The following is a 20,344-nucleotide window of genomic DNA, read 5'->3' on the forward strand; positions in this document are numbered from 1 at the left end:
CAACCTTAATTAGCCTGGCCGATACGCCTATTGAGTTCGCTGAGTTCGGGTAACAGTTCAAGCAATAAACCTATTTGTTGTAAAACCAATTGGTCTTTGCTCTCCGGCTCAGGATTACAGTTCTGTAGCCGGGTAGATAAGCTGGCTAGCACCTGTGCCATTTTCGCACCGTCAGGCTGTTCTTGTTCAAGTGTACCCTCGACATAACAAATTGCGTCATTAAGCAGATTCAGGGTGGCGGTGTTGCTCAGTTTCTCACGATGAGCACCCAGCGCGGATATATAACTCAGCATAGTGTGGTTCAGGCAGAGCAATCGGAATGCTGCTTCCTGAGTTTCTTTGTCATTTTTAGGTTCAGCAGACATATTTGAAATCACTGAGGCTAACTCCGCGTCGCAATTATGTGCATCGCGGCGGGCTATACGGTAAGGCAGGCTATTATCTTTACCTTGATAATATTGCACCAGAATTGCATCTAAATAGCGGCAGTTGGCATCCAGTGTTTTATGGACCACCGCAGGGAGCTGACGGAACTTCCAATCTGGCCAGATAAAACTCACCGCTACCCAGGCGATGGCGCAGCCTAACAGGGTATCAAATACCCGAGGCGCGGCAACTTCAAATCCTTCCCCTAATAGGTTAAAACAGAGCAAAACCAGTAGGGTAATAAACATTGTCGCATGAGCATACTGAACATTGCGGAAAGCAAAAAATAGCACGCCAGTAATGACAATAAGAATAAGTTGCCCTTCAATGGACGGCACAAAATAGAGGATAGGCAGGCCAATAAGGATACCCGCCAGCGTGCCAACTATGCGTAACGCAAGGCGGCGGCGTGTTGCATTATAGTTAGGCTGGCAGACAAAAAGGCTGGTTAACAGGATCCAATAGCCGTGGCGCATGCCAGTAAATTGAATAAACGCATAACCGAGACACAGCACCACTGACATGCGAACTGCGTGGCGGAAGAGTGCGGACTGTGGGGTGAGATGGCGGCTGATACGCAGCTTGATATCACTCCATCCGGTAATGTGGTCGTCAGACAGGCGGCTCTCAGGTTGCGGGTCTTCGGCTAATACTTGTTCGGATTCAATCCCCGCTAATTGGGCATCAATGGCCCGTAAATTTCTCAGTAAGTGGGAAAGGGCTTTAACTTGCGGGATATTCTCGTTTTGCGCGAGTTCTCTGGCCAGTGCCGCATCTAAAAAAGTAAAGGCTCGCTCGAAGCGAGGATCATGCTGATACTTTTGTCTCATCAGGATAGATTGCGAAAGTTGCAGGCAGGCTCTGGCTTGCATACTCAGTAAGCGCTGAAAGCGGAATAGGACGTCACTGTAACGAAATTTTTCTCGAAGAACCTGATATTGAACATGTGACGAGCTGGCCCGTTCATGAATATCTTGCGCGACAAAATAGTAGTGAAGTGTCCGCCTGGTTCCACGCTGGCCCCGGTCACCTTTCAGGCGAGTGACCAGCGAGGCTTTGGCCTGATTCAAGGTTGATACCAGTGTGCCGTTGGCCATCGCAACATCAATAAGAGGCTGGTCGACATCTGATTCGATATCAGGATCGAAGAGATTAGCTTTTGCTTCCAAATAGTGAGCAAGCTGCTGATAGCAGCGGGCCAAATTATCCTGCAAGGGGCGGATAGGGAAAATAAGGTGCCCACACAAGGTCAGTACGTTATACCAAACGGCACCGAGCAGCAGTAATAGCGGCTGCTGGTACCAGATATGGTACATCGAGGTGCCTAGCATGGTGTAGATAGCGATGAGCAATGCACCAAAGGCAATGGTTGCATAGCGTTGTCCCAAGGCACCTAGCAGAATAAAACCACAGGTTGAAAAGGTTAGGCCGAAGGCAAAATACCAGGGATAAGGAAATAACAGCTCAATAGAGGCGGAGGCGATAAAAAAACAGATCAGCGTAATGAATAAATTACGTAACCGCCCAGCCAGGCGGTCATCAAGATCAGTCAGTGCTGCTGCGACGACACCAAGTGTTAGTGGAATGGTCAGTTTGGGCTGACCAATCCACCACGGAACTGCCGTTACTCCCACCAACGCGATAAAAATACGGGCATGATAAAGCAGGCTACTATTGTAGACATAACGGCGTAAACCAGTGACGAAAGTGAGCACAAAAAACCTCTAAAACTGAAAATTCAGCGTTGCTGATATTGGCGTTTAGCGTTAGCCATTCTCGCTTGCTGCGCCATTTCGACTGAAACGACACGGCGGCCCACAGGCCACAAAGCAATAGCAGCAATTTTAAAATTGGCAATACCGACCGGGATCCCAATGATGGTTACGCATTGCACAATCCCAGTGACGATATGGGATAAACACAACCACCAACCAAATAAAATAAACCAGACAATATTCAGTAAAGAACCGCCAGCAGTTATCAGAGCATTACTTTTTTCTGGGTATAATTCATTGACATGGATCGCCTCATTGCCATAAGGCAGAAATGATAATTTGGTAATTTCCCAGCAAGAGCGAGTTAATGGTAAGGTAAAAATCAGAACGACACTGACGACTGTGGCTAATAGCCAGCCCAGTGTGGTGAAGAAACCACCTAAAACAAAATTAAGAATATTCAGTACAGTACGCATAGTGATTTATCTGCCTAGCTGAATAAAAAAACCGCAACGCGGGTGAGTGATAACAAATGCTAACCATTCTATACCAATAGGGCGGGTTAGTTTCCTTTGTCAACTATCGGATACCTGTTGTTTAAACTCAATTATTTTATTTACACTCCATGGTGTTATTTCAATTCACTTAATACGAGTTATGGCGCGCAGTTATGGAACTTAAAGCGACATCTTTTGGCAAGCATTTGGCTCAGCATCCTTACAATCGGGTGCGCTTGCTCAATGCTGGCATCGAAGTATGCGGTGATAAACATCAGTACCTGATTCCTTTTAACCAGTTGGTTAACATTGAATGTAAGCGCGGTATTGTCTGGGGCGAACTGGAATTTGAATTGCCAGACCAACAAGTTGTCCGTTTACATGGTACTGAATGGCAGGAAACTCAACGTTTCTATCAACATTTACTGGGCATCTGGCAGCAATGGAGTGAAGAGATGAGCTTGGTTTGTGTTGAGGTTTTACATAAACAAGTGGAATCAATCAAGCGAATTGAGCAACAGGATAAATGGTTTAAGCGCAGTGAGTTAGGGTTGGTGCAGCAGTCCATCCGTGAGGCTTTCGCCTCATTACCGGTACCGGTACAGCGCTTAACCGAGTTTGAGTCCTGTCGTGCAGACTATGAGCTTTGTTTGCGCTGGTTGCAGCAAGGCAGTCGCAGTGTGGAGCGCCGGAATCAACAATGGACCAACCGAATGTTGGAGGAGCATCAAGATTTCTTCCAAAGTGTAGAAGCCTCTCCTCTAAATGAATCGCAAAGCCGTGCGGTGGTCAACGGCGAAGACGCGGTATTAGTTCTGGCCGGTGCCGGGAGTGGTAAAACATCAGTGCTGGTGGCCCGTGCTGGTTGGTTGTTACGCCGTAATGAGGCATTACCAGAGCAGATTTTACTGCTCGCATTTGGCCGCCAGGCGGCTGATGAGATGAATCATCGCATTAAGCAACGGTTAGCTGTGGATGATATTCAGGCTAAAACCTTCCATGCACTGGCATTGCAGATTATCCAGCAAGGCAGCCGTAAAACGCCAATAATCAGTAAACTGGAATCAGATAGTCAGGCCAGAAGGTCGTTACTGATTAAAAATTGGCAACAGCAGTGCAGTGAGAAAAAAGCGCAGGCTAAAGGGTGGCGTGAGTGGCTAACGGATGAGCTTGAGTGGGCGGTTGATGAAGGTGAGTTTTGGCAAGATAAACGCTTGGCAGCCAGATTGGCGGGGCGGCTGGAGCGTTGGTTAGGGCTGATGCGAATGCACGGTGGCAGTCAAGCCGAAATGATTGAGCAAGCTGATGAAGAAGTGCGTGATCTCTTCCAAAAGCGTATACGCTTAATGGCTCCACTATTGAAAGTGTGGAAAACGGCGTTGAAAGAAGAAGGGGCGGTTGATTTCTCTGGTTTGATCCATCAGGCAGTTAACTTATTGGATAAAGGGCGTTTTGTCAGCCCGTGGAAGCATATTCTGGTTGATGAGTTTCAGGATATCTCACCACAACGCGCCATGTTGTTGGCAGCTCTGCGCAAACAAAATAAACAAACCTGCCTGTTTGCAGTAGGTGACGATTGGCAGGCGATTTATCGGTTTAGTGGCGCCCAGCTTTCTCTCACCACGGCTTTTAGCCAGCACTTTGGTGAAGGGGCGGAATGTGCCTTGGATACCACCTATCGTTTTAATGACAGGATCGGTGAAATTGCGAACCGGTTTATTCAGCAAAACCCACATCAATTGAAAAAGCCACTTAACAGCTTGAGTAAAGGTAACAAAAAGTCAGTCATTATCTTGCCGGACCAACAACTTGAAACGCTGCTGGATAAATTAAGCGGTTTTGTTAAGGATGATGAACGTATTCTGATTTTGGCCCGCTATCATCATTTGCGGCCTGAGATTTTGCAAAAAGCGGCAACGCGCTGGCCAAAACTGACGATCGATTTTATGACTATTCATGCTAGCAAAGGGCAGCAGGCAGACTATGTGATTGTTGCCGGTTTGCATGAAGGAAATGATGGTTTTCCAGCAGTTGCACGGGAATCAATTCTGGAAGACGTTCTGTTACCGGCACCGGAAGATTTCCCCGATGCGGAGGAGCGGCGTTTATTGTATGTTGCAATAACGCGTGCGAAGCATCAGGTCTGGTTACTGCAAGATACAGCCAAACCCTCTATTTTTGTTGAGCAACTTAGTGAATTAGGTGTTCCAGTTCAGCGTAAACCCTAGCGGGCTATCGCCCAATACATTAAGCCCGGTGGTTTGGTCTGACCCATAATGTAGCACCGGGCTTAATGCTTATTTCAGCCGTTGTTTTAAGTAATGATCATAATCAGGGATAGCGATAGTGACTTCGCGACTGAACAAGGTCGAGCCAATTAAGAAGTCTGCGGTAGAACGATTGGTGGCGACTGGAATATTCCAGACTGTCGCCAGACGTAGTAGGGCTTTCACATCGGGATCATGCGGCACAGCATTAAGCGGATCCCAGAAGAAAATCAAAATATCGATTTTTTTCTCAGATATCAGCGCACCCACTTCTTGATCTCCCCCCATTGGGCCACTGAGCAGACAGTGAACGTCAATGCCGGTTGCGTTTTGTACCAGATTCCCAGTGGTACCTGTCGCATAAAGTTCATGCTGTGACAACAGTTGTTTGTTTTCCATAACCCATTCCAGCAGCGATTTTTTGCAGTGGTCGTGAGAAACAAGGGCAATATGCTTGCGTACCGCAATAGTGCGGGTAGTCAGTTCCATCAAAATATCCTTCAATAAATGCCAGCGGTTTGCTAACAGATTACTGAAACAGAGATTTTGTGCATAGCGGTAACGTAAAGAAATGCGAGGAAACAAGCATAACCTGATGTTTAAGAACCGCCTTATCGTCAACGGATTATTTAGCCTGCTTTTTTTTAGCCCATAACAGAAAACGTTGTTGAGTTTCAGTGTTAGCTTGCAAGAACCAATATTGCAGCATCTGTTCGGCAATATTCTCACCTTGCAGACTGGTGGTGTTCTGTGTGGTATTCGTGCCCGCCACAGCAATTGTGGTCCCCGGCACCGCACTCACCGTTGACGGCGGGATGGTGGCAAAAGAGGGGACTGAGGCACTGAATTGCCCAACATTATAAGTGGCCATAGCCTTTTCAAGTGTGGTCGCCGTGTTGAGGTTTTCCTGATGTAATACATCGTGGCGCACAGATAACGGGCGGCCGTTATCGCCAATGAGCTGATACACTGGGTTCTTAGAAAATTTATTCCCATCTCGTTCGGTATCAATTGCTGGCAATTTTATGGCGACAGAACGGACGTTGCGGGTATTAAACACCACTACTAATGGCGGAGAGGCGTACAACACTTTCGGGTCGGCTGGGAGTGGTTTAACCACTTTAAACAGGATTTGATGCTGGCCGCTGTTTAACTCCAGGCTATCGGCACCTTTTAGTAAGGAACCCGACATATTTTTCCCATCGACCACCAACAGGTCAATTTCCGGCGCGAGTTTTAAGGTCGTGGCTATCGCTGAAGCACTACAGCAAACGGCCAGAATCCCTGCAACCACCAGACCAAATTTCATGTGCTGCTCCTGAGGGTGATATCCGCGTACATTGTCAGACAGGCTAGATTATGTGTCAAAGTCTTTCCGTTCGCCCACACTTATTTACTTTTTGACATATTTAGTATAAATGTGGCGTTTTTATCCTGATGAATTATAAGGATAAAACCCACATTCTAACAGTACTTACTGCTATATCCCTTAAATCCAATCGGCCTGACCGCATTTATGATCCTTTTTTCGCATGATGTACACTTAGAGGATCGCCTAATATTGGTGGTATCCATCCGGCAGCAAGTGGATTGGGATATTCTTTTAGCGCATCAGAGGAACTGAAAAATGCACGATAAAGACATTGCTGATATTCTCCAACAGGTAAAAACAATTGCATTAGTCGGGGCGAGTGATAACCCATCGCGGCCAAGTTATGGTGTTATGGCTTATCTGCTACAGCAGGGGTATCAAGTCACGCCTGTTAGCCCTAAGTTGGTGGGGAAATCATTATTGGGCCAGCACGTATATGCGGAACTGGCAGATATTCCTCATGCTATCGATATGGTGGATGTTTTCCGTAATGCCGAGGCCGCATACGGCGTCGCGCAAGATGCTATTGCTATCGGTGCCAAAGTTTTATGGCTGCAAATTGGTGTGATTAATGAGTTGGCAGCCACGCTGGCGGCAGATGCAGGGTTAAAGGTAGTGATGGATCGTTGCCCGAAGATTGAAATACCGCGCCTGGAATTAGAAAAACAGTGATACAAGGGCGCGGCTTAATTTGGCGATAAAAAACCCGGCAATCAATGCCGGGCTTTATCAGTAATTAGTTGCGCAAACGCGGAGCCTGTAGCTGATGGCGGATGGACGCCGCCAGTTCATCCAATGAAGGTTGCTCTGGGTGAGCATCCATATCTTCATAGGTTAGCTGTGCTTCAGCTAGATAGGTATGTATCGGTTGCCCCTCATCATCCTCAATAACCACGTGATACCAAGGTGACGAACGCAACATATCGTTATTTGCGACCTCATCAGGTTCCGGTGGCTCAAGAGAATATTCAGGATCGATATCAATCACCACACCCAAATAGCCGTGTAGGCTGTGGCGGACCTGCTGCCCAATACCAAATTTGCTGGCGATCATGATAACCTCCTGAGAAACATTACTCTGCCTTCTATATGAGGGCAGTGTAGGGCATTTCAAGTCATACTATCCGGCACGCGAACCCTTTTAGGTACAGACCTTCTGGATATGTCGCGATAACCGGGTGATCCGCTGCCTGACGGAACTGTTCTATAAATTGTATATCATGCCCTGCATCTAACGCAGCATCGGCCAAAATTTTCTGGAATAAATCTGTTGGCATCAAACCGGAGCAGGAGAAGCTTAACAAGATCCCCCCTGGGCGCAGTAATTGTATCGCTAACATATTAATATCTTTGTAGCCCCGACATGCACTAGCCAACTGACTTTTGTTCTCCACAAACTTCGGTGGGTCCATAATGATCATGTCAAATTTTTCCCCTTGCGTGCGGTAATTACGCAGCAATTGGAACACATCATCCCGAATGAATTCGGTTTTGCTCAAATCCAACTGGTTGAGTTCAATGTTTTGTTTGGCTATATCCAGCACGGCTTGTGACGTATCAACGCTGATAACTTGCTTACAATTCCCCATCAGCGCCGCGACAGCAAAGGCACCGGTATAAGAGAAGCAGTTCAGAACACGGCGACCATCGGCGTAGTTACGCGCCGCAAGGCGGCTATCGCGCTGATCCAAATAAAACCCTGTTTTATGGCCCTGCTGAATATCAACCAACAATTGCATGCCGTTTTCAGTGATTGGCAGTAGCGGAGGGGGCATTTCACCACTGATGGTCCCTTGCGTCAGGGGTAAGCCCTCTTTTTTGCGCACAGAGACATCGGAGCGGTCATAAATAGAGCATTCCGGGTAGCAATGTTGTAAGGCGCTAACCAGCGTTTCCCGCTGATATTCAGCGCCGGCCGACAGTAACTGCAATACCAGAAAGTTCTGAAAGCGGTCTATGGTGATACCTGGCAAGCCATCAGACTCACCGGCGATCAGGCGATAGCCGTTCAAACCATCACGCTTTGCCAGCCAGTCACGCCAGCTCTGCGCTTGCTGTAGGCGGCGGATGAAGAACTCGCGGTCAATAACTTCATCTTGTTGGAACGTCCAGACTCGTGCCAGAATTTGTGATTCAGGGGAGTAGGCGGCACGCGCCAGCCATTTACCCTGGCTATCAAGGATATCGAGGGTTTCGCCAGGTAGGGCAGTTCCCTCAAGGCGCTGAACGGCCCCAGAGAAGATCCATGGATGGCGACGAAGTAAGGATTTTTCACGTCCTTTGGCAAGAATCAGGCGTACGGTCATAATTAGGTTGCTGCCAGCTAGGAAAAAAGAGCGGTATTGTCGGAGTATGAGCCGGAAAATGCAAATTATCACGTAGATGGGGAGTCGATATGCCAAAAGTATGCACTGCTGCCTATGTTTATGGTGTTGTTCAGGGAGTGGGTTTCCGCTATAGCACGCAACGTCAGGCACAAGAGTTAGGTGTGACGGGTTACGCCAAAAATTGTGATGATGGCAGTGTGGAAGTGGTGGCTTACGGCGAGCAACATGCGGTTGAACACCTGCTAGAGTGGATTAAACAAGGAGGGCCGCGCGGTGCGCGGGTGGATCGCCTGCTGACGGAACCTTATCCGGCCACCGCGTTTGAGAAATTTAACATTCGCTATTAACCCACGAGCGGTGCCGGAGCAGAGCTATCCGTCGTTAAATATGGCTATCTGCGGTTAAATACATTTAACCGGCTTTGGTAACCCTGCAATTTTGGTTGCTTGTTTTGCTGGCCCTTTGGGGAATAAACGATACAGATATCGGCTATTACCTTTTTCTTCGCCATATTTTTGTGCCATGGCCTTTACCAGCATGCGGATCGCGGGTGATGTATTGAACTCTTGATAAAAAGCACGCACAAAGCGCACCACTTCCCAGTGCGGTTCAGTGAGTATAATCTCTTCCTGTTCAGCCAGTATTGGCGCTAAAGCTTCGCTCCAGTCGGCGCTGTTTTTCAGGTAACCCTGTGCATCGGTATCAATAACCCGGCCTTCAAACTCCAACATACAACCTCGGTAATCCAGTCAATAAAACGGCTGCTAATTTAGCAAATATTTGCCACTACCCCAAAGAAGTCTCTGCTGTTATTCGGCGAGGTGTCATCTGTGAGGGAGTAAATAAACAGGCTGTTGTACGGCTAATGGCCAGTTAGCATAAGGGATGATGATAAATTCAGCACTCGACAATCAGCTAGCGGATTTTTTGGGCAATTAAGCACAAACAGGCTTTACAAGCAGCAGCGCTCTGTTTATAGTTCGGCTCGTTGCGGAGGGGTGGCCGAGTGGCTGAAGGCAACGGTCTTGAAAACCGTCGACGGGTAACCGTTCGAGAGTTCGAATCTCTCCTCCTCCGCCATCACTTCTCTTTTTCTCCTTGTTTCCCCAGTTTTTTATCCAAAAGAAAATTATTCAGTATGCCATCTGAGATGTTACATCTCATCCGTTGTTATCAGATAAATTTGCTTGAGATTGGCATAGGTAATGTCAGCGCTGTAGGTAGTCCCCACACCCAGCGGATATCGGCGGTTACGATGTTAAGGCAAAAACGGATCGGCTAACCATTTCGCAATGGCTATCAGCTCATTTTTATCGAGTACGGCTGCTGCGTCAAAAATATCAAAATGATTACCGTTAGAGCCGAGCCAGAGAGAGACAAAAAATTGTGCCATGATTTGCTCTCCGTGGCTCATTGTGGTTATCGCAGTATTCAACTTTCTGACATTCAAATCCATTTTCTCCCCGTCCCAAAATGCCGCAAAACGGGGGTATACATTGATGAGATCGTGGAACTTACGGGTATCGTCAGTTATATAATCGGTGCGGAGGAGCGAATCCATCATAATGCCTCTTATTATCATAATTTTAAAAATAGCCTGGTAATTGTTCTACGAACTCACTCAAAACGTCTTTGATAGTTTCTCTTGTCGGAGTGTAAATTTTAGGTTTCACATGGTTTTCTGCGGTCACACTAAAATTTACTGGTGTCATTAACGTGTTGCTTACCAAATGCGTCAGCCTTTTTGCTTTATCCGTTCAGTCGCCAGGTTTGCCCACACTGATATTTATTATATTTGAACAAGGATTATCATTAACGATTAAATATCTCTGATGGCAAAAATTAACAATCTTTGCCATCAGAGATATTACTGGTTTTTATAATTAAATGTGACTTCTCATCAATATCCAAGCTAAAATAACTTAGGATTTTGTCTGTGTTTTATTTTAATATGAGTTAAATAAATCATGTGAACATTATCGCTGGCATATTAGAAGCATATTTATACTATTTAACTGTTCACATGATAGTACAGTGGGATAATAACGTGCCCCTCAATACAATACCCCTGTTTTCTGACAGTGCGGATAAAGTCATTGGGCAAACCAGACTGGGATAATTTCCCTTTTAAACTCTGTACCACTTGGCTCAATCGCTTATACGAAGATACTAATCCGTTATCCTCCCATACTGACATCAGAACACCATTATAATTAGCAATCTTCCCGTCGGCATTAAGCAATAAATAAGTCAGTAATCGTATCTCCGTCTCTCCAAACATAACGGTACCAACATCGCAACGGCACTGGCGTACTCCGTAATGGGTGAAGCGCAACACAACGCCATGTTGCATGTTTACGAGAATATTATCACCAACGAGAAAACCATATATGTCATGTGTACGATATGTATTCTTTTCTATTTCAGACGTATTGACCAGATACATCAACACTTCCTCTCATCAATGGATTTGGCGGAAAAGCTCCACAATATTTTGCACACCCAGTTTTTTCATAGCTGAGCGTTTATGATGACTCACTGTTTTTTCGCTTTTACCTAAGATCCGTGAGATGTGACTCCCCGAAAACCCTCTTTTCAACAACTCAAGAACAATAGATTCATTTGAAGTGAATGGCTCAGAATGAAACCCTGTGTATACAGGCCATTCAATTGATGGCGTCAACGATGCATCCTTTTTCGCACACAGTTTCAATACTTGACTTATTTTGCTAACGATTTCAACTTCTTCGTCTGTTTTATAGAAAATCCCAGAGACTGTATTCGGCTCGACATTCCTCAGTAAGAACGTATTTTGGGAATTTAAAATAATAAAAATAGTGAGTGATTCATTTCGTTTTAAACAACAAGCTTGCTCAAGTGTCTGATAAAAAGCATTAGAGTCTGCATCAATAAATACTATTTCAGTCTCTTCACTCAGGTTGCCTGCGAGGATTGCTGGTTGTTGTACATGATTCTTTGCCAGAGCTTCTTCAAGTAAGATAAACAAACCGTATCGAAAGTAATTATCCATTGTTTCTATATTGCAATAAAACATTTCGACCCCCTATAATAAATTTTTGGTGGAAAGAAAAACATCCAATTCTGATAATCAGGTTGTGGATAATTAATGACTATCTATTCACGTATGTGGACAAATAGAAGTTATTGATCTGTGGTAAATAATAAGTATAGAAATTGATTGTGAAGTGACTCGTTCTCTTCCCACACCTTCATTGCTGTAAATTGTATAACTAAAATATTTTTTCTCAAAATCAACGCTAGAAAAATAAATTATAGTAGAATAAGTAGGCAGCATATTGAGTTAATCGCTCAAGTGCAGAGTAAACAACTATAAATCCGTATGGATATGGAATAAAAGATCATGTAATGGTGGGAGTGTGAAACATAACCCCCAATGCTAACTTTTTTAGTCAAATTATAAAAAAATTATAAAAAAAGTTTAATGAAACACTTTTGGACTTACTTTAAATTTGTTAATTTGCTATTCGCAAAACGTGTTGTTATCTAAGGTTTTTTTATCTTGCTAATTTATAGTGATAATGTGTTATTTTTTCTAAGCTAATTATCGTGCACTATTACACCGCTTCCTACAATTAATACCAGAAATATCCTACGAATGATCGCTTCTCATCCTATGATTGAATAAAGTGAAATTGATTTTCGCATCTTACTTTTTGATACAAACAGCATTGTTGCAAGCTGCTATAAACTGAGGTTTGAGCTAACTGGGTTGTCACTTTTCACATCGGGTTAATCGATAAAACCTTTTCACGGTTCTTGGAAAATATCTTTAGAGAACGGAATAGGGCTGTTGTTGGTTGATAATTAATTTTTTATGAATATCCGCGAGCGGCATGGCCTTGTCATACAGCCACCCTTGCGCATAAGGAACGTCTAAATCTAACAGAGCCTGCGCTTGTTCTGCTGTTTCAACACCTTCGGCAATCACCTGCATGTTCAATTGCTGAGCCATACTGACAATTTGCGGTACCACACTGCCGGTCGCGATATTCATACCTAGCCCCAAAATAAATGAGCGGTCTATTTTCAATGTCTGCACTGGCAGTTTATTCAAGTAAGAGAGACTCGAGTAGCCCGTACCAAAATCATCCAGAACCAGCATAAATCCCTCTTCAGACAAACTTAGCATATTACGTTTAGCGTTCTCGTCATCCACAAGGCTACGTTCGGTGATTTCCAGTTTTAAATAATGTGGTGAGAGTGCATAGGCGGCACATTGTGTCCGTAAAGCCGTGGCAAAGTCTGCGGCCGATAAGTCAGCCGCTGAGATGTTCACCGCGATCATCAATTTTGGATGAGTTTGATGCAAGACGCTTAGGTCAATCATGACCTGATGCAAAACATATTGGGTTATCGAGCAGATTAATCCGGTTTGTTCTGCCACAGGAATAAATACATCGGCGGGGATCGCGTTCCCCGAAGTTGTCGGCCAGCGGATTAACGCCTCCAGTGATTGTATTTGCCCGGTTTTTATCTCAACAATCGGTTGATAGTGAAGACAAAAGTTTCCTTTCTGTAATGCTCGTCGAATTGCTTTTTTCATGGATAATTTGTGCCTGGCATAACAGTAGAAGAACGTACTGTATGACAAGAGTAATAACAGGTTGATGACCCATTGAGCCGGCCAAAATGCATGCAACCAGAATGAACGGAGTGCAGTGAGAGGAACAGAAAACTCAACCCGTAGTCCGCTGTCTGCTATTTTACTGATGATGAGCCAACCGTTGTCAGGGGCTGTACTGCTGGCGGAATGTACCAACAGTTCATTATTTATCATAATATGCAGTTGGGTCCGCTGCTCTTGCCCAGTAACATGAAACCCTGCCAGTTGTCGCTGGGGAAGTAAGGCAAAAACACCTTTCTTTCCAACCAGAATATTGCCTTTTCCTGCGGCTAATACATCATCTGCGAGTATAAAAAATTGCACTCCTTGCCAGTTGGTGACTAACGATTTCTTTGATATTGCTTTGATGTTATCGCCATAGGTCAGGCTGCATAACGTTTTGTCGGGTAACGTATAAAGGATATCGGTTACGACGACAGCACTGAGAAGCTCAGGAATGAATACCTCGCGGCTTTTTAAAGAACAGTCCTGGGGATCACGCTGGAGGGTTTTATCCAGTAAATCTTGTGCCTCCGTCAGATATTCTTCGACGGTGTACAATGTCTCTTGCGACAGTGCAGTTATCTCTGCTTTTGTCTGATGAAGTAAGACATACCAAGTCGTTATACCACTTAAGATGAGTGTCAGTATGAGACCTAACAAACTCACGACAATAAGTTGCCGGATATTTTTACTGTGCTGCATGGTGGCCTCGCTTGACCTGAATAAGAATAATCAGAGGATTATGGTCACTTTCGTCAACATGAATTCACAGTAACGCGAATACCTGCAACCTGATGTGTGAGAGGGGAGGAAGACCAACCAAGGTGCTGACACAACTAAAATTTTCAGCACTTTGCGGTCTGTCGTATAAATAACTTTTTCGGCCTTTGGGAACGCTAAAATCAAGTTCTTTGGGCAACTGTGCTGATAGATGTCTGTTGTTAACGACCGAGTGATTTATTGCCTACCAGACTGTTACCATCATCATTGATCAGCGTGTAACGAACGTTCTCGGGCTGCCATGTGGCTTCTGCGCTCATATCCACTTTTTTTTGCGTAAAGGGTGCCAACATACCCATATCAATATCATGTGATTGGCCCCCACCTGTTAACGTTGCCGCACTGAAGGTTGCGAAATAAGGCGACCGGTTTTCGACAATGAGTGTCAACGAACCGGGCTGTCGGACCAGAGTGAACTGCTGTAGTTCGGCCAGGTTATCAACTTTCAGTTTCAGGTTAGGTGGACGATAAAACACCTTTAATTGCACGCGTACTGCCACTTTCACCGCCGAAACACCTGGGGGTAACCCTGTTTCGGTTGGGGGGATTTCGTAAATATTTAGCCAGTACAGCGACTCACGATCCTGTGGTTGTGTTTGTTGAGTCGCCAGCAAGCGCAGATTTTTCTTCTCGCCGGATTCCAGCCTGAAAAGCCCTGGTAGGGGCAAAATCGGGACATTATCGGCTGTTTCAGGTGTGCCTTCCGGCGCACCGTCATCAATCCATGCCTGCACAATCACCGGGTAAGCATTGCCGTTCGACAACAGTAATGAACGCTCACGATCGGCGGCGGAAAAGACTACGCGTGATGACTCAATAATAATGCCCGCTTGCGCCCAGCCACAAAACAACGCTGCTGCGGCAATACATACTCCCAGTAATTTTCGCATCATTGCACCTGGATAATGACCTGTGCCGTCGCGCTGACTTTGCCAGCGGTAACTGTCTTACCGGGCAATGCCTTCAGTGTCGCATTCAGCGTTTTGGTATAAGTGGTCATGCCGCTAACGACAGCACCGGCGGTCGCATCATCCAGTACCGGGTACCATCCTGCCGCATTACCCCCAAGAACCGAACCACTCAACGTACTGAGCAGATTCAGCGCCGAGCCATTGGTGCGTGAAATTTGAATACCTACACCGGAGGCTACCGTAGAATTAGTGCCATAGCCGTCTGACAGCAAGTAGCTGACACCTGAGCCGGTGGTCCCCAGACCGGCAGACACGGCCGCTGCCGCATTAGCCGGATTCACTCGTATCCCCATCGCCGTCTGGTTGATTGCAACCCCACTGCCGAATGCGGTTACCCCGGCATTCGCTGGTGCTCCGGTCTGGCAAGCAAATTGGATGGTAATCGGTCTCTGCCGCGTCACTCCCGCCTTCAGTTCGGTGACCGTGATGATGGGGAAAATCACAGTGGGTGTGACATTGGTCACCGAACAACTGGCTGAACGGCGGACAGTGAGGTTGTTATGCAGGTTCACCGCACCTGGCCAGTTGTATGGCCATCCGTAGTAAATCGCATTGGAGTCAGCGCCGACGGTTAGACCACTGGAAAGCGTCCCGCCGCGAAAGGCAATATACGTGGCAGGTTGTGTCCAGTTGACAAGACCGACAGCAGTCGAGCCAGTAGAATTACTGAGGCGAAACAGATCTATCTTGGTATTGCTGAAATTTTTGGCTTTAACCAGGATCCACCCTTGTGAATCAGTATCCAGGCTAGTCAATGGGCGGGCTTTCCAGTAACGGGAATAAAATTCGCCAGTGACCAAATTAGTGGCACGCAGAGCCACACCATCAATAATAGTTTGATAAGCGCCCGGTAAGCCATTGGCAGCCCCCGCGTCGACGTTACCGGCATAAACAGAATCGCCATTAGTGGCGTAATATTCATACAGGTTCCCCGCCTCGCTGGCGGTGCAGCGAAACAGGATCTGCTCAGCGCTGTAAGGCTGGCTACCGGATTGTAGGAAGTTCACCGTGCCGCTGGCAAGTAGCGTTCCATTAGGCTGGAAGGTGCTGTTATTGACATTTACGGTTGTCGGCAAGCTGCCAATTGAACCCGCCGCATCTGCCGAACCGTCCCAATTGGCGGCGGTGCCTTTACCCGGTTCAGTATAATAGGGTGAACTGGGGGTGCTGTTGGTAGCGATGATACGGTAACACTCCGCCCAACCAGGGGCGGCTATCGTCATCCCCGCCACTGTCAGCAACGCCACAGTCAAGGTTCTGCGCATCTCTCTCTCCGGTTTCTCTCTGAATATCACTGGCTGTTGCACGGCAACGCCAGACGATACAATGATTGTTTCATGTCCTGACCCTGCAGGTCGTAGTTGAGGGTGCACTGCTCACTGGCCGCCTCACCCCATTTCACTCGCAGTTGTCCCTGCTTGCCTGCGGCACGCGCGTAGATTTGGTTCCCCTGACCGACCAGCCCCACGACAGCGTTGTTGCGGTCATACACGTTGCTGCCCAGCGGCAAATTGCCCCGTTGTGCCTCAGGCAATTTAATGAGCAGTGCATATCCCTCCAACGTTTTGAAGTGGATTTTTACCACTGAGCCTGCATAGGGCGCGATGCGCTGTTGATTCTCATTAAGTTCGACATTCGGGTTTTCGATCCCCTTGGCATCCAAACTGATGTCGTTGTAGCGATAAGGCACCAGTGACGGGACGATGGCATAACCGGCGTTGTTAATCTTCGCGCCCATCCCGTTCATCACCTCAGCACCTTTCACGCCTTGTGCTTCGATCAGCGCAAATGTATCGCCAAGATAAGGGCCGAAGGTCACACCATCGCTGTGCAATACCGCAGACCCACGGACACTTCCCCCGCCTTGGGTATAATTCTTACCTTGAGAGAAACTGCCTCCCACGGTGGCTACGGACATCTGTTGGGTCATGTTGGCGCCCACACTGCTGCCGGTACCACCAGGCTCGAACGCGCCATTGACCGTGTAGCTAAGGCGTTGGTCTTCCCCGAGGGTGCCTGTCAGTGCACTCTGGTAGTGGGTACTGCCGGTGTCACCGGTGGTATGGCTCATACCGGTCGAGAGTATCGGCGATCGCGGCCCTGCGCCCAGAGGAATAGAAACGGAAAGCATGGCAATATTCTGTGTGCTGCTATTACTCACATTGTCTGCCGACGACATACCGTAACGGAGACTGCCGGTCTGCTGACGGCTGAGTGACAGGTTATAACTGATAGTGTGGTAATGGTGTGAATAGGCCATCTGGTATTGGGTGTCACGGCCCCGGTCCGAGCGATAACTGCTGGTTGAACCGGAAAAATAGAGCTGCCCATATTCCCCCAGCCCCTGACTGACGGTAGCCACAAACTGATTACTTTGTTGGTAGGTGTTTGAGGACCACGTGTCATGGTTGTCATACGCGGCACGCAGCCCCAGCACATCGGCCAGATCCCGATAGCCTTGCGTGGAATAGCGGTAACCCGCTAGCGCCAATGTAGTCGATGTCGGCATAAAGGTCCGGCTGTAAGTGGTCCCCAGCCGCCAGCCGTTAAGTTTGTCGCCCCACAGGTCGGCTTGCGAATACACAGCATTGAGGCCCAATGCACCGAACTGACTGGCCAATACCGCACCACCCAGTAACGCCTGATAACCATCAGAAATACGTACACCGGTGTTGGCCGTGACCGCGTTGGTCAACCCAGCCTGATAGATCATATCCGTAAACAGATTATTGCTGTTGCCGATGTTACGCACTTGCCCGGCAGATAAACTCATGTGCGAGTGCCCCGGCCGCATTGAGTCAGGTACTGCTGAGAAGGGAACGGTAAAGGAGGAAACACGACCATCCGCTTCCTGTACCTCAACCACTAAATCCCCCTGAAAACTGGTGGGGTACAAATCATCAATGACAAAGGCACCTGGGGCGACAGTGGTTTGGTAGATCTGCATACCCGATTGGCTGACGCTGACCTTGGCGGTGGTCGAGGCGACACCTCGGATAGTGGGGGCATAACCGCGTTGGGACTCAGGCACCATGCGATCATCCGTTTCCAACTGTATACCCCGAAAGCCCAGACTGCTAAAAAGGCTACCGGAAGTGAAGTTGTCGCCCAGCGTCAGTTGGCTGCCTATCGACGGGAGAGGGCGCTGTACAAAGGACCGTATTGCGTTCCACTGGCTGCTACCTGGGCTGTTGTCACTGAGGTAACGGGTAAAACTCGACTGTTGGCGAAATTGCCACAGCCCTAGATTGAACCCTGAATTCAACCCCAGATACGTCGACTCGGTGGTCGAGCCTGACGCGTTGGTACGATAATAATTTGTGTCATAACTGGTAAAGGCGACGGTTTCGCCCACCGATAAATGACCCTCCGGCACCGCGCCGCGTACCTCACGTTTCATCAAGGCCTGAGGTACCTGTAAATCGAGGCGTAGCCGGGAAAAATCAAACTGGCTGAGGGCCCCGTCAACCTGGTCTTCCAGACTCAAACACGACGTCACATCGCCGGTTTTTACCTTGATGCCATCGGGTAAGATACCGGCCGTCAACAGCATCTCCGGTGGCAGGCACTCAGCCACCTTGCCTTGCGTCCCGGCAGCAAAAATCACGGATTCTCGGGCCAGAAAATCGCCATTAATATAGACATCAACCTGATACGTTCCCGGTTCTACAGTATTCGCATGGTTAAAACGTGCAATGCTCTTTTGCGTCGTGAGACTCCCAACCAGCATGCTGTCGTCAAACTCAAACTGATTGTCAGGCGTTGCTGCCAATAGGGGGAATGACACCACCCCAAGCCACAGTATCAGTGATTTTAGTGGGAGAATATTCGTCGACAGACAACGCAATATTGCCTTTCCCTGGCGAATATCGGAATGGCGTGGGGATATTATTATTTTTATCTGCATTCCTTTGGTCCCATAACAATAAAATTTGGGGTGCTGACGGGTAAGTTTGTCAGTCAATTCAGACGAGCTTCTGCATCAGTGTGACCACCGTAATCATTGATCAAGGTAAACTTAATTTTCTGGGCACCGGCAGCGGACTGGGCACTTTTTTCTGACGCCCAACTGGCTTGAGACTTCGGTGCCACCATGCCGACCTTGAATGGCACTTCGGTCCTGCCCAGCATCGCAGTTGCGTTGATAAAAGAGGCGTAATAGCCGGAATCATTAGTGGCGGTCAGTATCCACTGTGCGCCCTGCTGTTTTAGCGAAAAGCGGATTTTCCCGGCAATCTCTTCAGGCCCGCCGGTGATCCCTTTGGGGCGGTAGAACACTTTGACCCGATTGCGTAACACCACCAACATCTGGTTATCGGCATTACTGGCCGTATTTTTCGGCGGTATTTGTACGCTGTTCAGATAAAATACCGATTCGCGATCCTGCGGCAGTGCCTTGCCGGTGAACATCAATCGAACAGACTGACCGGTTTTCGGCTCAATGCGGAACAAAGCCGGCACGGTAACAAACGGCCCATCGGCATTCTCGGGTGTTGAAGACGGGTTATTGATGTCTGCCCACATCTGCATCACGTAAGGAATAGTGTCATTATTGGTAAGTTGTACCGTGTGTGAGGGCGCATCGGCGGGATAAACTATCCGGGTATTGAGCATCACAACACTGGCCATCACCGGTACAGCCAGTAATAACATTAGGGTGGATAACGCGCCGATCATGGCACTTGAATATTTGAACGTCACAGGAAGAACCCTCGCAGGCAGCCCCCTCCATCGCACCGGAAGGGGCTGTTTTTATTACTGGTAAGACACTGAGTATTGTACGCTTCCCAGAACAGAGCCTGGGGTGGCAGGACCTTCGGCGTAGTATTGCACGGCGAAAGTATGGCTAGCGGCAGTCGCGTTAGCGGCCAGAGAAAGACCCGCGCTACCGGTTTGGCCAGACAGATCGAGTGGGGTAGTAGGTGAAATCGGATCAACCAGTTGCAGTGAGACTTGACCGGCAGTACCGGTGTTGCCCAGACGGCCGTTTGCTGTCAGGTTGTTACCGACAAACACGGTTTTAATCGCCGTGGCGCTGGCGTTAGCGGTGCAACCGGTCAGACCGACAGTGAACGGTGTTTGTCCTGCAGTCTCACCGATAGCGCTAAGTGATGAGCTGGGAACCGTTGGCAACAGGACCAATGGCGCGGAGGCATTACCATCGATGGTGACGGCACACGTTTGGTCCGCTACTTCGCCTTGGAATTGAATGACGTTATTAGCCAGTGCTGTGGTGGATAAAGCCAGGCCGGCAACAACGAGTGCAATTTTGTTCATTTTTTTCATGTTAACATTTTCCTAATGGGATTAAGTACCTGGCGAATGATTAATGGCATATTTA

Annotated in this window: 19 protein-coding genes and 1 tRNA gene; 4 read left to right on the top strand and 16 right to left on the bottom strand. The window is 47.6% G+C overall.

Going from position 1 to position 20,344, the window contains the following annotated elements; translation table 11 throughout:
- Positions 1 to 5: 5 nt before the first annotated feature.
- A complete protein-coding gene (gene yccS, locus EL015_RS08480) occupies positions 6 to 2,141 on the bottom strand; it encodes a YccS family putative transporter (RefSeq protein ID WP_005184598.1) in 2,136 nt (711 codons plus the stop codon).
- A 23-nt stretch (positions 2,142 to 2,164) separates the two neighbouring features.
- Positions 2,165 to 2,617 (bottom strand): YccF domain-containing protein, encoded by a 453-nt coding sequence (locus EL015_RS08485; RefSeq protein ID WP_005184597.1) that lies wholly within the window; start codon positions 2,615 to 2,617, stop codon positions 2,165 to 2,167.
- Positions 2,618 to 2,811: 194 nt separating this feature from the next.
- Between EL015_RS08485 and helD the strand changes: the two genes are divergently transcribed.
- The gene (helD, locus tag EL015_RS08490; protein ID WP_005184595.1) at positions 2,812 to 4,866 is read left to right on the top strand and encodes a DNA helicase IV; all 2,055 of its coding nucleotides are present in this window, start codon (positions 2,812 to 2,814) and stop codon (positions 4,864 to 4,866) included.
- A 69-nt stretch (positions 4,867 to 4,935) separates the two neighbouring features.
- Here the strand turns inward: helD and EL015_RS08495 are convergent, their stop codons facing one another.
- Both EL015_RS08495 and EL015_RS08500 read right to left on the bottom strand, forming a co-directional pair.
- Positions 4,936 to 5,394, bottom strand: coding sequence for a methylglyoxal synthase (locus EL015_RS08495; RefSeq protein WP_032906145.1), 459 nt, complete (start codon positions 5,392 to 5,394; stop codon positions 4,936 to 4,938).
- Positions 5,395 to 5,530: 136 nt separating this feature from the next.
- Positions 5,531 to 6,214: a DUF2057 family protein gene (locus EL015_RS08500; protein WP_005184591.1), complete on the bottom strand. Its 684-nt coding sequence runs from the start codon at positions 6,212 to 6,214 to the stop codon at positions 5,531 to 5,533.
- Between the two features lie 318 nt (positions 6,215 to 6,532).
- Between EL015_RS08500 and EL015_RS08505 the strand changes: the two genes are divergently transcribed.
- Complete coding sequence (locus EL015_RS08505) at positions 6,533 to 6,949, top strand: CoA-binding protein (protein ID WP_005184589.1); 417 nt, start codon at positions 6,533 to 6,535, stop codon at positions 6,947 to 6,949.
- Between the two features lie 64 nt (positions 6,950 to 7,013).
- Here EL015_RS08505 and hspQ read toward each other — a convergent pair whose 3' ends face one another.
- Together hspQ and rlmI are read right to left on the bottom strand one after the other, a co-directional pair.
- On the bottom strand, positions 7,014 to 7,331 hold the full coding sequence (hspQ, locus tag EL015_RS08510) for a heat shock protein HspQ (RefSeq protein ID WP_005184587.1): 318 nt from the start codon (positions 7,329 to 7,331) through the stop codon (positions 7,014 to 7,016).
- A 61-nt stretch (positions 7,332 to 7,392) separates the two neighbouring features.
- Positions 7,393 to 8,583 carry a 23S rRNA (cytosine(1962)-C(5))-methyltransferase RlmI gene (gene rlmI / locus EL015_RS08515; RefSeq protein WP_005184585.1) on the bottom strand — a complete coding sequence of 397 codons (1,191 nt, stop codon included), beginning with the start codon at positions 8,581 to 8,583 and terminating at the stop codon, positions 7,393 to 7,395.
- A gap of 89 nt (positions 8,584 to 8,672) precedes the next feature.
- On the opposite strand from rlmI, the gene yccX reads away from it, so the two are divergent.
- On the top strand, positions 8,673 to 8,951 hold the full coding sequence (gene yccX, locus EL015_RS08520; RefSeq protein ID WP_005184584.1) for an acylphosphatase: 279 nt from the start codon (positions 8,673 to 8,675) through the stop codon (positions 8,949 to 8,951).
- A gap of 54 nt (positions 8,952 to 9,005) precedes the next feature.
- Here yccX and tusE read toward each other — a convergent pair whose 3' ends face one another.
- The gene (gene tusE / locus EL015_RS08525; protein ID WP_005184582.1) at positions 9,006 to 9,335 is read right to left on the bottom strand and encodes a sulfurtransferase TusE; all 330 of its coding nucleotides are present in this window, start codon (positions 9,333 to 9,335) and stop codon (positions 9,006 to 9,008) included.
- A 261-nt stretch (positions 9,336 to 9,596) separates the two neighbouring features.
- Between tusE and EL015_RS08530 the strand changes: the two genes are divergently transcribed.
- Positions 9,597 to 9,684: transfer RNA gene (locus EL015_RS08530), tRNA-Ser, on the top strand.
- A gap of 178 nt (positions 9,685 to 9,862) precedes the next feature.
- On the opposite strand, the gene EL015_RS08535 is transcribed toward EL015_RS08530, so the two are convergent.
- From EL015_RS08535 to EL015_RS08575, 9 genes are all read right to left on the bottom strand, one after another.
- Positions 9,863 to 10,168 carry a hypothetical protein gene (locus EL015_RS08535; RefSeq protein WP_053011735.1) on the bottom strand — a complete coding sequence of 102 codons (306 nt, stop codon included), beginning with the start codon at positions 10,166 to 10,168 and terminating at the stop codon, positions 9,863 to 9,865.
- A gap of 447 nt (positions 10,169 to 10,615) precedes the next feature.
- Positions 10,616 to 11,050: a winged helix-turn-helix domain-containing protein gene (locus EL015_RS08540; RefSeq protein WP_050074558.1), complete on the bottom strand. Its 435-nt coding sequence runs from the start codon at positions 11,048 to 11,050 to the stop codon at positions 10,616 to 10,618.
- A 15-nt stretch (positions 11,051 to 11,065) separates the two neighbouring features.
- Positions 11,066 to 11,659: a helix-turn-helix transcriptional regulator gene (locus tag EL015_RS08545; protein WP_050074557.1), complete on the bottom strand. Its 594-nt coding sequence runs from the start codon at positions 11,657 to 11,659 to the stop codon at positions 11,066 to 11,068.
- A gap of 756 nt (positions 11,660 to 12,415) precedes the next feature.
- The gene (locus EL015_RS08550; protein ID WP_005184574.1) at positions 12,416 to 13,954 is read right to left on the bottom strand and encodes an EAL domain-containing protein; all 1,539 of its coding nucleotides are present in this window, start codon (positions 13,952 to 13,954) and stop codon (positions 12,416 to 12,418) included.
- A gap of 239 nt (positions 13,955 to 14,193) precedes the next feature.
- The gene (locus tag EL015_RS08555; protein WP_050088722.1) at positions 14,194 to 14,925 is read right to left on the bottom strand and encodes a fimbrial biogenesis chaperone; all 732 of its coding nucleotides are present in this window, start codon (positions 14,923 to 14,925) and stop codon (positions 14,194 to 14,196) included.
- Complete coding sequence (locus tag EL015_RS08560; RefSeq protein WP_032906142.1) at positions 14,922 to 16,268, bottom strand: fimbrial protein; 1,347 nt, start codon at positions 16,266 to 16,268, stop codon at positions 14,922 to 14,924. The genes EL015_RS08555 and EL015_RS08560 overlap by 4 nt, the downstream gene beginning before the upstream one ends.
- A gap of 26 nt (positions 16,269 to 16,294) precedes the next feature.
- Positions 16,295 to 18,910, bottom strand: coding sequence for a fimbria/pilus outer membrane usher protein (locus tag EL015_RS08565; protein WP_005184571.1), 2,616 nt, complete (start codon positions 18,908 to 18,910; stop codon positions 16,295 to 16,297).
- Between the two features lie 53 nt (positions 18,911 to 18,963).
- Entirely contained in the window at positions 18,964 to 19,704 is a 741-nt protein-coding gene (locus tag EL015_RS08570; protein WP_230830739.1) for a fimbrial biogenesis chaperone, read from the bottom strand.
- Between the two features lie 54 nt (positions 19,705 to 19,758).
- Positions 19,759 to 20,280 (bottom strand): fimbrial protein, encoded by a 522-nt coding sequence (locus tag EL015_RS08575; RefSeq protein ID WP_032906203.1) that lies wholly within the window; start codon positions 20,278 to 20,280, stop codon positions 19,759 to 19,761.
- Positions 20,281 to 20,344: the final 64 nt, after the last annotated feature.

Origin of the sequence: Yersinia intermedia (assembly GCF_900635455.1) — a bacterium.
GTDB lineage: Bacteria > Pseudomonadota > Gammaproteobacteria > Enterobacterales > Enterobacteriaceae > Yersinia > Yersinia intermedia.

Excerpts from the sequence above, each read along its gene's own strand:
- EL015_RS08485 (WP_005184597.1), bottom strand. The coding sequence starts at position 2,617 with ATGCGTACTGTACTGAATATTCTTAATTTTGTTTTAGGTGGTTTCTTC.
- helD (WP_005184595.1), top strand. The coding sequence starts at position 2,812 with ATGGAACTTAAAGCGACATCTTTTGGCAAGCATTTGGCTCAGCATCCT.
- EL015_RS08495 (WP_032906145.1), bottom strand. The coding sequence starts at position 5,394 with ATGGAACTGACTACCCGCACTATTGCGGTACGCAAGCATATTGCCCTT.
- EL015_RS08500 (WP_005184591.1), bottom strand. The coding sequence starts at position 6,214 with ATGAAATTTGGTCTGGTGGTTGCAGGGATTCTGGCCGTTTGCTGTAGT.
- EL015_RS08505 (WP_005184589.1), top strand. The coding sequence starts at position 6,533 with ATGCACGATAAAGACATTGCTGATATTCTCCAACAGGTAAAAACAATT.
- hspQ (WP_005184587.1), bottom strand. The coding sequence starts at position 7,331 with ATGATCGCCAGCAAATTTGGTATTGGGCAGCAGGTCCGCCACAGCCTA.
- rlmI (WP_005184585.1), bottom strand. The coding sequence starts at position 8,583 with ATGACCGTACGCCTGATTCTTGCCAAAGGACGTGAAAAATCCTTACTT.
- yccX (WP_005184584.1), top strand. The coding sequence starts at position 8,673 with ATGCCAAAAGTATGCACTGCTGCCTATGTTTATGGTGTTGTTCAGGGA.
- tusE (WP_005184582.1), bottom strand. The coding sequence starts at position 9,335 with ATGTTGGAGTTTGAAGGCCGGGTTATTGATACCGATGCACAGGGTTAC.
- EL015_RS08535 (WP_053011735.1), bottom strand. The coding sequence starts at position 10,168 with ATGATGGATTCGCTCCTCCGCACCGATTATATAACTGACGATACCCGT.
- EL015_RS08540 (WP_050074558.1), bottom strand. The coding sequence starts at position 11,050 with ATGTATCTGGTCAATACGTCTGAAATAGAAAAGAATACATATCGTACA.
- EL015_RS08545 (WP_050074557.1), bottom strand. The coding sequence starts at position 11,659 with ATGTTTTATTGCAATATAGAAACAATGGATAATTACTTTCGATACGGT.
- EL015_RS08550 (WP_005184574.1), bottom strand. The coding sequence starts at position 13,954 with ATGCAGCACAGTAAAAATATCCGGCAACTTATTGTCGTGAGTTTGTTA.
- EL015_RS08555 (WP_050088722.1), bottom strand. The coding sequence starts at position 14,925 with ATGATGCGAAAATTACTGGGAGTATGTATTGCCGCAGCAGCGTTGTTT.
- EL015_RS08560 (WP_032906142.1), bottom strand. The coding sequence starts at position 16,268 with ATGCGCAGAACCTTGACTGTGGCGTTGCTGACAGTGGCGGGGATGACG.
- EL015_RS08565 (WP_005184571.1), bottom strand. The coding sequence starts at position 18,910 with ATGCAGATAAAAATAATAATATCCCCACGCCATTCCGATATTCGCCAG.
- EL015_RS08575 (WP_032906203.1), bottom strand. The coding sequence starts at position 20,280 with ATGAACAAAATTGCACTCGTTGTTGCCGGCCTGGCTTTATCCACCACA.